Raw genomic sequence first — 13,232 nt, 5'->3', positions numbered from 1 at the left:
ATCGACAGGGGTGACTGCTCGTGACCACCATTCGCCGTCGGGTGGCGCGGACCCTCGCGCTGCCGGTGGCCGCCGTCCTGGTGCTGCTGGCCGTCGTCGTGGCGATCGAGGCCCGCGGGTACGAGCGGGCCGTGAGCGCGGCCCGGGCCGTCCGGCAGGTTCTCGCCGTACAGGATCTCGTGCAGGAGTTGCAGACCGAGCGCGGCCTGGCCGCCGGTCTGCTCGGCGGCAATGCCGGGTTCCGGGCCGAGCTGGGGCCGGCCCGGGCCCGCGTGGACGAGCGCCGCACCCGCCTCGATCCACTGTTCACCCGCCCGCTGGACGCCCTCGACGGGGTGCGGATCAGCACCGACGCCGCCACCGTGAGCCGGGCCGCGGCCTTCGGTTTCTACACCACCCGGATCAGCGACCTGAGCCGCCTCGAGACCGACCTCGACGGCCAGGGGGACGCCGAGTTGCGGCGGGGCGCGGCCACACTGCGGGCGCTCGGCGACGCCAAGGAGGCCATCGCCCAGGAGCGCGCCTTCCTCAACGGCGTCTTCTCGGCCGGCGGGTTCCGCACCGGCGAGTTCCTGCAGTTCGTGACCATGCGCTCGGCCCGGGACGCGGCCCTGGCCACCTTCGCCCGCTACGCCACAACCGCGCAGCGGGCCTCGGCCGACTACGTGTTCGGCACCGGCGCGGCCCAGGTCGCCCGCTACTTCGAGGATCTCGCGCTGGCCTCCGGCGACGGCCGGGCCCTGACGGTCAACCCGCAGTCGTGGTGGTCGGCCCACACCACGATGCTGGACGACCTGCTGCGGCTCGAGCAGCACGTCGGCTCGGTGATCAACGCCCGGGCCGAGGTGCTGCGTGACCAGGCGGCCCGGCGCATGATCGGCCTCGGGGTGCTCGTGCTGCTCGGCGTGGCGGGCGCGATCGCGCTGGCTGTCGCGGCGTCCCGCTCGATCGCCCGCCCGCTGACCGAACTCGCCGACCTCGCCTCGCGCTTGGCCGGGGAGAAACTGCCGATTTCCGTACGCCGGGTAGCCGCGGGCGAGGCCGATGCCGAGCCCCCGCCCATGACCGCCCCCGCCGACGCCACGGCCGAGGTCCACGCCGTGGCCGACGCGCTCGACCGGGTCCAGCGCACGGCCTACGCGCTGGCCACCGAGCAGGCCCACCTGCGCCGGGGCACCACCGACAGCCTGGCCGACCTGGGCCGCCGCCACCAGAACCTGCTGCGCCGCCAGCTGGCGCTGATCACCCGGCTCGAACGCGAGGAGGCCGATCCGGCCGGGCTGGCCGACCTGTTCGAGCTCGACCACCTGGCCACCCGCATGCGCCGCAACGCCGAGAGCCTGCTAGTGCTGGTCGGGGCGTCCGGTCCCCGGCCGAGTTTCGAGCCGGTGCCGGTCGAGGACGTGGTGCGGGCCGCGGTGGCCGAGGTCGAGGAGTACCGGCGGGTCACGCTGCGCCGGATCGACGAGGTGCGGCTGGCCGGGACGGCGGCCGGCGCGGTGGCCCACCTGCTGGCCGAGCTGGTCGAGAACGGGCTGGCCTTCTCGTCGCCCGAGGTCGAGGTCGAGATCCAGGGCCGGCTGGTCGGCGACCGCTACCTGATCGCCGTCGTCGACCAGGGGGTCGGCATGACCGGCGCCGACCTCGACGAGGCGAACCAGCGGTTGCGCGGCGAGGCCGACTTCCTCGTCGCGCCCGCCCGCTACCTGGGCCACTACGTGGTGGGCCGGCTCGCCCGTGATCTGGGCGCCGAGGTGGTGCTGACCCCGTCGCCGGTGACCGGGGTGACCGCCCGGGTCGCGCTGCCGGCGGCGTTGATCGTGGCCGAGCCCGCGCTGCCCCCACCGCCGCCGGTCACGGTCGAGTATCTGCCCGCTCCCGCCCTTCCCCAGCAGCGCCCGGCCCCTGACGGGCGTACGCCCAACGGCCTGCCCCGGCGCCCGCCGCGCGCACCCCGCGTGGCCCGTCTGCATCCCGCCCCGCCCGACCCCGCTCTCGCCCCCGACGACACCCGGTCGCGCCTCACCGCGTTCCGCAGCGGGGTCGCGCGCGGCGCCCAGCCCGAGGAAGCTCAACCATGACCGTGCAGGCCGCCCACCAGTTCAACTGGTTGCTGGGCAACTTCGTCCAGAACACCGACGGCGTACGGGACACGGTGGCCGTCTCGTCGGACGGGCTCCTGATCGCCGCGTCGGAGGGGCTCGACCGCGGCGACGCCGACCACCTCGCGGCCATCGTGTCCAGCCTGGCCAGCGTGGCCCGCAGCGCCTCCCGCCGCTACGACTTCGAGGCCCTGCGCCTGATCATGATCGAGATGCGGCGGGGCTTCCTGCTCGTCTCGGTGATGGCCGGCGGCAGCTGCCTGGGCGTCGTGGCCGGCGACGACTGCGACGTCGGCCTGGTCGGCTACGAGATCTCGCGCCTGGCCGAACGGTTCGGGGCGCTGCTGACACCCGCGCTGATCGCCGACTCCCGGCAGCACCTGCGGCCATGACCGCCGACCCGTTCGTCCGCCCGTTCATGGTCACCGGCGGCCGCACGCACCCTGGTTACGACGGACTGCGGGTCGAGACGCTGCTGCACGCGGCGACGCCGTCCACGGCCGGTTTGCGGTTCGAGGCGCGGCGGATGGTCGAGCTGTGCCGCACCCCGCAGGCCTTGGCCGACCTCGCGGTGGCGCTGCGGCAGCCGCTCGGCGTGGTGCGGGTGCTGGCCGCCGATCTACTGGCCGCCGGTCACCTGCAAATCGAGGACCAGCTGGGCGAGCTGCCGCTCGCTGTCATCGAAAGGATCAGGGACCGTGTCAGCGCACTCTAGCGCCGCCCTCGCGCCGGTCGCCGTCAAGATAGTCATCAGCGGTGGTTTCGGCGTCGGCAAAACCACTTTCGTGGGGGCCATCAGCGAGATCGAGCCGCTGGTGACCGAGGCCGAACTCACGGAACGCTCGGTCGGGGTGGACGACACTTCCGCCGTACGCGCCAAAACGACGACCACGGTGGCCCTGGACTTCGGCCGGATAACACTGGACGACGCTTTGCTGCTCTATCTTTTCGGCACCCCCGGCCAGGACCGTTTCGCCTTCCTGTGGGACGACCTCGTCGACGGCGCCCTGGGCGCGATCGTGCTGCTCGACACCCGCCGCCTCGAGGACTGTTTCCCGTCCGTGGACTATTTCGAGGACCACGACATCCCGTTCCTGATCGGCGTCAACACCTTCGAGCAGGCCCGCCGTTTCGACCTGTCCGAGGTCCGCGACGCCTTGGGCGTGGACCCGAGAGTGCCGGTCGTCGAATGCGACGCGCGCCGCCGGGAATCGGTCAAAGGAGTGCTGATGGCCCTGACCGAAGAGGTGCTCGCCCAACGGCTGGCCAAGGCGCACGCGGGGTCGGCATGGTGAAAGCCTTGTTGCGTACGGCATTGGTCGTGCTTCTGCTCAGCGGCTGCACCGGCACACCCGCGGCCCTGTCCCCCGCCCCCGGCGTGCCGCGCGCCACCACGTGCGGAACGGTGCGCATAGCCGTCAATCCGTGGTCCGGCTACGCCGCGAACGTGGCAGTCGTCAGCTACCTGCTGAGGCAGGAACTCGGCTGCACAGTGGTCCTTTCCGCCCGTACGGAAGAAGAATCGTGGGCAGGCCTGGCCCGGGGCGAACTTGACGTGATCCTGGAGAACTGGGGCCACGACGACCTGAAGAAGCGCTATATCGACGACCGTAAAGTGGCCGTCGAACTGGGCCTGACCGGCAACCGAGGCGTGATCGGCTGGTACGTCCCACCGTGGCTGACCAAAAAGCACCCCGACATAACCGACTGGCAGAACCTCAACAAGTATGCGCCCCTGTTCCGCACCGAGAAGTCGGGCCGCAGGGGCCAGTTCCTCGCCGGCGATCCCTCTTTCGTCACCAACGACGCCGCCCTGATCCGCAACCTCGACCTGAACTTCACGGTCGTCCACGCCGGCAGCGAGGACGCATTGATAGCAGCCTTCCGCCGAGCCGAGAAAGAGCGAACCCCACTGATCGGCTACTTCTACGCGCCACAGTGGCTGCTCTCGGAAATCCCCCTGGCCCACGTGACGCTGCCCCGCTACACCCCCGGCTGCGACGCCGACCCCAAGACGGTCGCCTGCGACTACCAGCCCTACGACCTGGAAAAGATCGCCGCCAAGCCCTTCGCCGAATCCGGCAGCCCCGCCGCCGACCTGATCAAAAACTTCACCTGGACCAACGACGACCAGAACACCGTCGCCCGCGACCTCACCATCGCCGAACTCCCCCCGGACCAGGCCGCCCAGAACTGGCTCGACGCCAACCGCCCGACCTGGCAGGACTGGCTCCCCTCCTGAACCGCGGCTACTCGTACCGGTACTTCAGGGCGTCGGCCTCGGTTTGTTCGATCTCGGGCACCGCATCCTGGCGCAGCAGGTCGAACGCACCGGTGGTGACATCGAGTTCCATCAGCCGACTCTGAATCAGCAGGCCTCCAGCAGTCGGCCCCGGCGATTGGCCGGTTTAGTCCCTTTAGCCAGCGCACAATCCAGGGATGGGTCACTGGGTCTTCGCCGCCGCCGTGGGTGTCGCGGTGGTGGCGGACATCTTCGAGGCCACCGCAGTGCAGTACGGCGCCGCGGCGGCGGCCCTGGCGGTCTTGTCCAGCGGCCTGCGGGGGCGCCACGGTTCCGTGCTGTACGTCTTCGGCCTGCTCCTGACGGCGGCCGCCCTGGTCGACCTGGCCGCGGAGCTGACCCGGTACCCGACGGAGTCCGGGATCGGAGCCGATGGCTGCCTGACCGCGGCCCACTACGACTATTGGCGGGGGCAGCTGCGCTACCAGCAGGCCGCGGCCGTCATGCGGTTCTGCGCCCTGATCGCGGCCTTCCACGCCGCACGCCGGCTGGACCGGCACCGGGCGCCGGCCCGTGCGGCCTCGGCACTGGTCGTGGTGGTGGCCCTGATTTACGGCACTTTCGTCCTCAGAACGCTGGAGCAGACAGCTTTCCAAGTGCCCCCACCACCACCGGACGACGGAATCCCCGTCTACCGCGGTTGTCTCTTCACCGTCCTGCCGGAGATCCCGCCCTCGGCCGGTGAAGTCGTCACGTCCGCTTCGTTGACGACACTCGTCCTGGTCGCACCTGCCCTCTTCGCCTGGGCCGTGCGAACATCAGCGGATGGACAAGGAGAACGTCGAAGCCGCTCGTAAGGCCCGGTTCGGCACGTTGCCGGCTCGCGTCCGGCCCGACGACACCGTCGAGACGGTCGCTACCGACTCGCCCCAGGAGAAGCCGGGCCCGTCGGGCACCGAGGACCAGCGTCGAGCCTTCCTCGCGGGCGGCTGACGCTCGATCCGCGCACGGTCAGCCTGGTCGGCAGCCGGGCGGGCGCGGGCAGCACGGGATCCAGCAGGTGCCGGATCGCCGACGCGGCCTCGTCCTCGACCGGCATGTAGACCGACGACAGGTCGGCCGCTTCGGCCAGGGCGCTGCCGTCGAAGCCGACCACGGCCACGTCGTCGGCCACCCGGCGCCCCGCCTCGCGCAGCGCCTGCAGCACGCCCATGGCGGTGACGTCGCAAGAGGCGAACACGGCGTCGAGCTTCGGATCGCGGGCCAGCAACTCCTGGGCCGCCGCGTACGCCCGGGCGCGGGTGAAGTCGCCGTCGGCGACGGCCACCTCCTGGGCCGCGCCCGCCATCACTCGCAGGAAACCGGCTTTCCTCTCCTGGGCGCACGGTGTGGGCGGGCCGAAGACGGCACCGACGCGCTGACGCCCCGTGGACACCAGGTGAGCGGCGGCCTGATGACCACCGCTGTCGTTGTCCGGCGCGACGAAGGCGACGCCCGGCGCGGACCGGCCCAGGGCCACGGCCCGGCCCCGGCGGGCATAGGCGGCCCCCGCGTCACCCGGCACGTTGATCAGGAGCCGTCCGAACGGCGGATCGGCGTCGTCCACCGGCAGCGTGGAGACCCGGCGGACCTCGAGCGCGATGCCCTGGTCGCCCAGGGCCCGCATCGCACCCGTCAGCACCCGCCCGTAGAACGGCTTGGCGCTCATCGCGTCCGGATCGGGGTCGAGGATCAGCACCTCGATACGCTCCCGCCGGCCCGCGCTGGCCCGCCCGGTGGCCAGCGCGCGCGCCACCGCGTGCGGCTCGAAGCCGAGCTCGGCCGCCACCGAACGCACCCGGTGCCGTACGGCCTCGGAGACGCCGTAGGCCCCGTTCATGGCCCGCGACGCGGCCGCCATCGAAACCCCGGCCGCCCGGGCGACGTCGGCCAGCGTGGGGCGTTGATCCGTCATACGACGACCCTACGGGCCCGGCCTAATATGCGTCATGGCCGATTTGCTGGACGGGGTGGGCGAGGTCGATTGGTCCTCGCTGACGCATGCGTACGGGTCGGCTGAGGACGTGCCGGGGTGGCTGGGCGCGATGACCGATCCGGCGACCAGCGCCGGTGCTCTGGACAAGCTGGATACGGCCGTCTATCACCAGGGCGGGGCGGTGTACTCGGCCGCCGTCCCGGTGGTGCCGGTCCTGATTCGCTTCGTGCGGGAGCCGACCGTGCCGGAGCGGGCCGGGATCCTGGACGTACTGCGGTGTTTCGCGGCGCTGCACAACGAGTTGGGCGAGCGCACCGACGATGTCGCGGACGAGATGTTGCGCCGCTAGGACGTCCTGGTGGCGCGGCATCGCCGAGGACGACGAGGCCCGTACCTTGGCGGTCCGGGCGCTCGCCGCGATCGGGTCAGACCCGGGTGGTGCCGGGGCGTAGGTAGACGGCCCACGTGACCAGCACGCACAGGGCGTAGAAGGCGATGAACGCCAGGTACGCCGCGTCCGCCTCCTTGGTCGTCAGGAACGACTGGCGGAAGGCCAGGTTGACCAGCACACCCCCGAAGGCGCCGATCGCCCCGGCGATGCCGATGACCGCGCCCGACAGGCGGCGGGCCTCGTGGTCGTCGCCCGGGTGCTTGCGCTTGAAGATGGCCGGGATCATCTTGTACGTCGACCCGTTGCCGACCCCGCTGAAGACGAACAGGGCGATGAATCCCACGATGTACAGCGGCAGCGACCGCATCTGGGCCGCCAGCAATACGATCGACGCGCCCACGGCCATGGCGATGAAGTTGTAGAACGTCACCCGCGCGCCCCCGAGCCGGTCGGCCAGGGCGCCCCCGACCGGGCGGATCAGCGAGCCCAGCAGCGGTCCCAGGAATGTCAGGTACGCGGCCTTGACCGGGGTGCTGAACACGTCGGCGAACTGCACCTGCAGCACCTGGCCGAACGCGAACCCGAAGCCGATGAACGAGCCGAACGTGCCGATGTAGAGCAGCGACATCACCCACGTGTGCGGCTCGCGGACGGCGTCGCGCATGCCGCGCTTCTCGTTGCGGGCCTGCGACAGGTTGTCCATGTAGAGGGCCGAGCCGAGCGCGGCCAGCACGATCAGCGGGATGTAGATGCCGGCCACGATGCCGGGGTGACCCGCACCGAAGACGGCCAGCACGAACAGACCGACCAGCTGCACCGCGGCCACGCCCAGGTTGCCGCCGCCGGCATTGATGCCGAGCGCCCACCCCTTGAGCCGGTCCGGATAGTACGCGTTGATGTTGGTCATTGACGAGGCGAAGTTGCCACCGCCGACGCCGGCCACCGCCGCGATGATCAGCAGCGTCGAGAAGTCGACGCCGGGGCGGATGAGGAACGCCGCGAGGAACGACGGGACGAGCAGCAGGGCCGCGCTGAAGATCGTCCAGTTGCGGCCGCCGAAGCGGGCCACGGCGAAGCTGTACGGGATCCGCAGCGCCGCCCCGACCAGGGTCGGCACGGCGGTCAGCAGGAACTTGCCGGCCGGGTCGATCCCGTACTCGGGCCCCAGGAACAGCACGAGTACGGACCACAGCGACCAGACCGAGAAGCCGATGTGCTCCGAGGTGATCGAGAAGATCAGGTTGCGCCGGGCGATCGGCGCGCCGGTCTCGTTCCAGAAGGTCCGGTCCTCCGGCCGCCAGTCGTCGATCCAGTGGCCCTTGATCGAGGGGGCGGGCCGGGCGGTGGGCAGGGTCGCGGTCATGTCATTCCCCCAGCAGGATCTTGTTGTCGTCGATGCGCACCGGGTAGACCGCGACGTCCGGCTGGCCGCTGAGCGAGCAGCCGGTGCTGAGGTCCCAGGCGTTCAGGTGCAGCGGGCAGACGACCTGCTTGAGGTCGATCTGGCCGTCGGCCAGCGGGCCGCCCTTGTGCGGGCAGACCGCTTGCGTGGCGCGTACGGAACCGTCCCGCAGGCGGAAGACGGCGACCATCTCCCCGTCGACGGCGAAGGTCCGTCCCTCACCGGGCGGGATCTCGTCGAGAAACCCGATGGCCCTCATGCGCGCACCGGGACCTGCGGCAGGACGGTCAACGGCAGTGACGTACGGAATTGGCCCGGGGTTGCCGGTTCCTCGCGGTCCTTCCAGGGATCGCGGTAGGCAGCGACCGAGGCGGCCATCGCGGCGTCGAGAGCTGCGGCGATGCCGTCGGCGTCGTCGACCACGATCTCGCGCACCCGGTCGATGCCGACGCGCGGCACGAACGCGTACGTCCGCTCCAGCCAATTCGCGTTCTCGCGGTAGTACTGCAGGAACCGCCCGGTCAGCGTGATGACTTCTTCAGGGGTGCTGACCGTCGTGAGCAGATCCCCCTTGCGGATGTGGGCGCCGGCCGCACCGCCGACGTAGATCTCCCATTTGCCGCCGTCGATGGCGACAACTCCGAGATCCTTCACGTACGCCTCGGCACAGTTCCGCGGGCAGCCGGTGACCGCGAGTTTCATCTTGCCCGGCCCTTCGATGCCCTGATAGCGCTCCTCGAGCGCGATCCCCAGGGCGGTCGAGTCGCCGACCCCGAACCGGCAGAAGTCCGAGCCGACACAGGTCTTGACCGTCCGGAAGCTCTTGCCGTACGCGTAACCGGATGGCATATCCAGATCGGCCCAGACCTCGGGCAGCTTCTCCTTGGGGATGCCGAGCAGGTCGATCCGTTGTCCACCGGTGAGCTTCACCATCGGCACGTCGTGCTTCTCGGCCACCTCGGCGATGCGCCGCAGCTGGGCCGGAGTGGTGACGCCGCCCTTCATCTGCGGCACCACCGAGAACGTGCCGTCGCGCTGGATGTTGGCGTGCACCCGGTCGTTGATGAACCGGGCGTCGCGCTCATCCACGTAGTCGCCGCCCCACATCATTTTGAGCAGCGACGCGAGGCCCATCTTGCTTTTCGCGTCCTCCTCACCGCCCAGCGTCGCGAAGACGGCCGACACGGATTTGAGCGAGTGCAACCGGATCGCGTTCATCAGTTCCGGCTTGGGCATCGGAATGCCCGGCACGTAGAAGGAGGCGGCCGGGTCCTCCTCGACCTCGCCGCCCGCGGCCCATTCGACGATCCGCTGCACGAGCGGCTTGCAGGTGCCACAGCCCTTTCCGGCGCGGGTCTTGTCCATGACTCCGGTGACCGTCTTGCAGCCACCCTGGACCACTCCGCAGATCGCGCCCTTGCTGACGCCGTTGCAATTGCAGACCTGTTCGTCGTCGGCCATCTCCTCGACCTTGACCTCACCAGCCGGGCCGCCCAGGTCGAACATGAGCTCGGCCCGCTCCTCGGGCAGGGCCAGCCCGCGGTCGAAGGCCTGCATGAGGAACGCGACCTTCTTGACGTCGCCGACCATCGTGGCCCCGACCAGCCGGCCGTCGCGGATGATGACGTTCTTGTAGATGCCCTTACGCGGCTCGGTGAACGTGAGCGACTCGTCGTCGTCCCGTTCGGGCGCCTGCAGACCCATGGCCGCCACGTCGACGCCGGCCACCTTGAGCTTGGTCGCCACCTGCGACCCGTGATATTCGGCGTACGGGTTGACGCCCGTGACGTGGTCGGCCAGCACCTTGGCCTGGTCCCACAGCGGCGCGACCAGCCCGTAGGTCTCGCCCCGGTGCTGGGCGCACTCCCCCACGGCGTAGATGTCGTCCTCGTCCTGGCAGCGCATCTGGTCGTCGACGACGATGCCCCGCTCGACGACCAGCCCGCTGGCCGCGGCCATCTCGGCGTTGGCCCGGATGCCGGCCGCCACCACCACGACGTCGCACGGGATGACCCGCCCGTCGCCGAGTTTGACCCCGGTCACCGCGTGCTTGCCCTGAATCTCGGTCGTACGCCCGTTGACGACGACCTCGATGCCGAGCTTGGCCTCGATGGTGGCCCGCAGCGTCTCGCCCGCGACCTCGTTCAGCTGCGCGTTCATCAGGTGACCGGCGGCGTGGATCAGCGTGACGTGCGGCAGGTGGTTCTGCAGGCCCCGGGCCGCCTCCAGCCCGAGCAGCCCGCCGCCGATGACGACCGCGCGCTCGTGCTCCCGGGCGTACCGGATCATCGAGCGCGTGTCGTCGAGCGTGCGGAACGCGAACACGCCCTGGTGGTAGCCGCGGCCGGGCCGGTGCAGACCGGGGATCGGCGGCACGAAGGCGCGGCTGCCGGTGGCGATGATGAGCTTGTCGTACGGGGTCTCGGTGCCGTCCTCGCAGTAGACCCGCTTGGCGTGGCGGTCGATGCGCTCGATCCGGGTGCCCGTGTGCAGCGTGATGTTGTTGTCGGCGTACCAGGAAAGGTCGTTCAGGAAGATGCCGGACTCGTCCTCGACGCCCGCGAGCACGTTGGACAACATGATGCGGTTGTAGTTGCCGTACGGCTCGTCGCCGAACATCGTGATGTCGAAGTCGCCGCCGCGGGCGAGGATCTCCTCGACCGTGCGGGCCCCGGCCATGCCGTTGCCGATGACGACCAGGCGCGGCCGCATCAGATCTCCACCAGCCCGAGGTCGACGACGACGGCGCCGGAGACCCCGACCGGCGCGGCCAGCCACAGCTCCACGGTCGTGCCCGCGGCCAGATCCTCGACCACGCGCAGCGGCACGTGGACGTCACTCTTGGCCCCGATCGGGAAATAGCGCATCGGGCTGCCGTCGCGCATCAGCACCACGCTGACGAGTTCGGCCGCGGCGTTGCCGCCCCGGAAATAGACGGCCTGCGCGGTGATGCCGTTCGGCACCACGTAGGACAGGGCCGGATCGATCGGCGCGGGCCGTTCGAGACCCTTGCCCTCGAACGAAAAGACGCCTTGCAGGAATCGTGGGGTGGAGTGCACCGCTAATCGGTTCCTTTCTCATGCCGGGTGATGGCGACCGCGCACGCCTTGAAGGCGGGCATCCGCGAGTGCGGGTCGAGGGCCGGATCGGTCAGCGCGTTCGCGCCCGGCCAGTGGAAGGGGGCGAAGACGGTGTCCGGGCGGATCCCGTCGGAGAGCCGGGCCCGCAGCACCGCGACGCCGCGGCGGCTGCGCAGTTCGACCAGGTCGCCGTCGTTGATGCCGTGGCGGCGGGCCAGGTCGGGGTGGATCTCGGCGCGAGGCTCGGGCAGCGCCACGTTGAGCGCCTTCACCCGCCGGGTCTGAGTGCCGCTCTGGTAGTGCTGCATGTTGCGGCCGGTCGTCAGCACGTACGGGAATTGCTTGTCCGGCATCTCGGCCGGGTCCCGATGATGAACGGCGATGAGTTTCGCCTTGCCGTTCGCGGTCGGGAAGCCGTCCGCGAAAAGACGGGGCGTGCCCGGATGGTCCTCGCTGGGGCAGGGCCAGAAAACGCCGTCCTCGCGCTCGATCCGCTCATAGGTGATACCGGCGTAATCGGCGATGCCGCCCGCACTGGCCCGGCGCAACTCGTCGAAGACCACGCGGGGGTCGCTGCTTTCGTGCCGACCCAGACGCGCCGCCAGTTCGGCGAGCATCTCGAGGTCGGACTTCACGTCGGGCGGCGGCGGCAACGCACGTTTGCGGCGCAGAACGCGGCCCTCGAGATTGGTCATCGTGCCCTCCTCCTCGGCCCACTGGGCGACGGGGAGAACGACATCGGCGAGCTCGGCCGTCTCGGACCGGAAAATGTCGGAGACGACGAGGAAATCGAGGGCTTCCAGCTTGCTGCGCACGTGATTGCTGTGCGGGGCACTGACGACAATGTTGCTGGCCAGCACCATGAGCACCCGCAGGCGGTCGTCGGTCAGCATTTCGTACGCCGACTTGCCCGGCCCCGGAAGGTCGTCGGGATCGATTCCCCACACGGCGGCCACGTGTTTCCGAGCCGCCGGATCGTCCAGTTTCCGGTAGCCCGGCAGCTGATCAGCCTTCTGCCCGTGCTCGCGGCCGCCCTGACCGTTGCCCTGCCCGGTGATGGTCCCGTACCCGGAGAAGGGCCGGCCGACCAGACCGAGAGCCAGAGCCAGATTGAGGTACGCCTGCGCGGTGTCGGTGCCGTTGCTGTGCTGCTCGGCGCCGCGGGCGGTCAGAATCATCGCCGGGCCCGCCGTCGCGAGCAGGCGCACCGTTTCCCGCAGCCGGTTCTCCGGTACGCCGGTCAGGCGCTCGACCCGCTCCGGCCAATACGAGTTGGTGGCCGCCTTCACGGCCTCGAATCCGGTCGTGCGCGCCGCGATATAGTCGTGGTCGACGTACCCCTCGCGAATGGCGATATGCAGCAATCCGTTGGCCAGCGCCAGATCCGTGCCCGGCAACGGTTGCAGGTGCAGATAGGCCCCGGCCGCCGTATTCGTCCGCCGCGGGTCGACGACGATGTGGCGGGCGCCGTGCTCCCGCCCCGCGTCCAGGTATTGCATGCTCGGCGGCATGGCATCGGCCGGATTCGCCCCCACCAGCAGAACGGTCTTCGCCTGAGCGATGTCCTCGATCGGGAACGGCAACCCGCGGTCGATACCGAAGGAACGGTTGGCCGCGGTGGCCGCGCTCGACATGCAGAAGCGCCCGTTGTAGTCGATCGAAGAGCTGCGCAACGTCACCCGCACGAACTTGCCGAGCGCGTACGCCTTCTCGTTGGTCAGCCCGCCCCCGCCGAAAGCGCCGACGCTGTCCCGTCCGTACTTCTGCTGCGCGGTAGTGATGGCGGCGGTAATGCGGTCGAGCGCTTCGTCCCAGGTGGCCTCGCGCAGCGGGCTGTTCCGGTCGCTTTTGCGCACGAGCGGGGTAAGCAGCCGATCCTTGTGGTCGAGCAGATCGGCCGCGGTGAAACCCTTGGCGCACAGGCCGCCCTTGTTGACCGGGAAATCGCGCGGCTCGAGCCGGACCCGCGGAATCTCGGGGGTCAGCGTCATGCCGCACTGCAGGGCGCAGTAGGGGCAGTGCGTATCGGTCGCCGTCACA

At 70.3% G+C, this 13,232-nt stretch carries 13 protein-coding genes; 7 read left to right on the top strand and 6 right to left on the bottom strand.

Annotated elements, in window-relative coordinates; genetic code table 11:
- Positions 1 to 20 precede the first annotated feature (20 nt).
- The 6 genes from M1L60_RS27105 to M1L60_RS27080 all read left to right on the top strand — a co-directional run bounded on the left by M1L60_RS27105 (position 21) and on the right by M1L60_RS27080 (position 5,201).
- Positions 21 to 2,081 carry a sensor histidine kinase gene (locus M1L60_RS27105; protein ID WP_253240349.1) on the top strand — a complete coding sequence of 687 codons (2,061 nt, stop codon included), beginning with the start codon at positions 21 to 23 and terminating at the stop codon, positions 2,079 to 2,081.
- Entirely contained in the window at positions 2,078 to 2,494 is a 417-nt protein-coding gene (locus M1L60_RS27100) for a roadblock/LC7 domain-containing protein (protein WP_253240348.1), read from the top strand. Before M1L60_RS27105 ends, M1L60_RS27100 begins: the two co-directional genes overlap by 4 nt.
- Positions 2,491 to 2,817, top strand: coding sequence for a DUF742 domain-containing protein (locus M1L60_RS27095; protein WP_253240347.1), 327 nt, complete (start codon positions 2,491 to 2,493; stop codon positions 2,815 to 2,817). Before M1L60_RS27100 ends, M1L60_RS27095 begins: the two co-directional genes overlap by 4 nt.
- The gene (locus tag M1L60_RS27090; protein WP_253240346.1) at positions 2,801 to 3,397 is read left to right on the top strand and encodes a GTP-binding protein; all 597 of its coding nucleotides are present in this window, start codon (positions 2,801 to 2,803) and stop codon (positions 3,395 to 3,397) included. Before M1L60_RS27095 ends, M1L60_RS27090 begins: the two co-directional genes overlap by 17 nt.
- A complete protein-coding gene (locus M1L60_RS27085) occupies positions 3,391 to 4,344 on the top strand; it encodes a glycine betaine ABC transporter substrate-binding protein (protein WP_253240345.1) in 954 nt (317 codons plus the stop codon). The genes M1L60_RS27090 and M1L60_RS27085 overlap by 7 nt, the downstream gene beginning before the upstream one ends.
- A 197-nt stretch (positions 4,345 to 4,541) precedes the next feature.
- The gene (locus M1L60_RS27080; protein ID WP_253240344.1) at positions 4,542 to 5,201 is read left to right on the top strand and encodes a hypothetical protein; all 660 of its coding nucleotides are present in this window, start codon (positions 4,542 to 4,544) and stop codon (positions 5,199 to 5,201) included.
- A 59-nt stretch (positions 5,202 to 5,260) separates the two neighbouring features.
- On the opposite strand, the gene M1L60_RS27075 is transcribed toward M1L60_RS27080, so the two are convergent.
- The gene (locus tag M1L60_RS27075) at positions 5,261 to 6,298 is read right to left on the bottom strand and encodes a LacI family DNA-binding transcriptional regulator (RefSeq protein ID WP_253240343.1); all 1,038 of its coding nucleotides are present in this window, start codon (positions 6,296 to 6,298) and stop codon (positions 5,261 to 5,263) included.
- A gap of 34 nt (positions 6,299 to 6,332) precedes the next feature.
- Between M1L60_RS27075 and M1L60_RS27070 the strand changes: the two genes are divergently transcribed.
- Positions 6,333 to 6,668, top strand: a complete 336-nt coding sequence (locus M1L60_RS27070; RefSeq protein WP_253240342.1) for a hypothetical protein — start codon at positions 6,333 to 6,335, stop codon at positions 6,666 to 6,668.
- A gap of 76 nt (positions 6,669 to 6,744) precedes the next feature.
- Here the strand turns inward: M1L60_RS27070 and M1L60_RS27065 are convergent, their stop codons facing one another.
- Genes M1L60_RS27065 through M1L60_RS27045 form a run of 5 tightly spaced genes read right to left on the bottom strand, consistent with a single transcriptional unit; the run spans position 6,745 to position 13,231 of the window.
- Positions 6,745 to 8,073, bottom strand: coding sequence for a nitrate/nitrite transporter (locus tag M1L60_RS27065; protein ID WP_253240341.1), 1,329 nt, complete (start codon positions 8,071 to 8,073; stop codon positions 6,745 to 6,747).
- A gap of 1 nt (position 8,074) precedes the next feature.
- Positions 8,075 to 8,371: a Rieske (2Fe-2S) protein gene (locus M1L60_RS27060; protein WP_253240340.1), complete on the bottom strand. Its 297-nt coding sequence runs from the start codon at positions 8,369 to 8,371 to the stop codon at positions 8,075 to 8,077.
- Positions 8,368 to 10,824, bottom strand: a complete 2,457-nt coding sequence (nirB, locus tag M1L60_RS27055) for a nitrite reductase large subunit NirB (RefSeq protein ID WP_253240339.1) — start codon at positions 10,822 to 10,824, stop codon at positions 8,368 to 8,370. Before nirB ends, M1L60_RS27060 begins: the two co-directional genes overlap by 4 nt.
- The gene (locus M1L60_RS27050) at positions 10,824 to 11,171 is read right to left on the bottom strand and encodes a molybdopterin oxidoreductase (protein ID WP_253240338.1); all 348 of its coding nucleotides are present in this window, start codon (positions 11,169 to 11,171) and stop codon (positions 10,824 to 10,826) included. Before M1L60_RS27050 ends, nirB begins: the two co-directional genes overlap by 1 nt.
- Positions 11,172 to 11,173: 2 nt before the next feature.
- The gene (locus M1L60_RS27045) at positions 11,174 to 13,231 is read right to left on the bottom strand and encodes a molybdopterin oxidoreductase family protein (protein ID WP_308208542.1); all 2,058 of its coding nucleotides are present in this window, start codon (positions 13,229 to 13,231) and stop codon (positions 11,174 to 11,176) included.
- Position 13,232: the final 1 nt, after the last annotated feature.

Source organism: Paractinoplanes aksuensis (assembly GCF_024137025.1).
Taxonomy (GTDB): domain Bacteria; phylum Actinomycetota; class Actinomycetes; order Mycobacteriales; family Micromonosporaceae; genus Actinoplanes; species Actinoplanes aksuensis.
This window is presented reverse-complemented; position numbering and strand designations above follow the sequence as displayed.

Bases quoted from the DNA above. Each gene is read 5' to 3' on its own strand.
- M1L60_RS27100 (WP_253240348.1), top strand. From the start codon at position 2,078: ATGACCGTGCAGGCCGCCCACCAGTTCAACTGGTTGCTGGGCAACTTC.
- M1L60_RS27095 (WP_253240347.1), top strand. From the start codon at position 2,491: ATGACCGCCGACCCGTTCGTCCGCCCGTTCATGGTCACCGGCGGCCGC.
- M1L60_RS27085 (WP_253240345.1), top strand. From the start codon at position 3,391: ATGGTGAAAGCCTTGTTGCGTACGGCATTGGTCGTGCTTCTGCTCAGC.
- M1L60_RS27080 (WP_253240344.1), top strand. From the start codon at position 4,542: ATGGGTCACTGGGTCTTCGCCGCCGCCGTGGGTGTCGCGGTGGTGGCG.
- M1L60_RS27075 (WP_253240343.1), bottom strand. From the start codon at position 6,298: ATGACGGATCAACGCCCCACGCTGGCCGACGTCGCCCGGGCGGCCGGG.
- M1L60_RS27070 (WP_253240342.1), top strand. From the start codon at position 6,333: ATGGCCGATTTGCTGGACGGGGTGGGCGAGGTCGATTGGTCCTCGCTG.
- M1L60_RS27065 (WP_253240341.1), bottom strand. From the start codon at position 8,073: ATGACCGCGACCCTGCCCACCGCCCGGCCCGCCCCCTCGATCAAGGGC.
- M1L60_RS27060 (WP_253240340.1), bottom strand. From the start codon at position 8,371: ATGAGGGCCATCGGGTTTCTCGACGAGATCCCGCCCGGTGAGGGACGG.
- nirB (WP_253240339.1), bottom strand. From the start codon at position 10,824: ATGCGGCCGCGCCTGGTCGTCATCGGCAACGGCATGGCCGGGGCCCGC.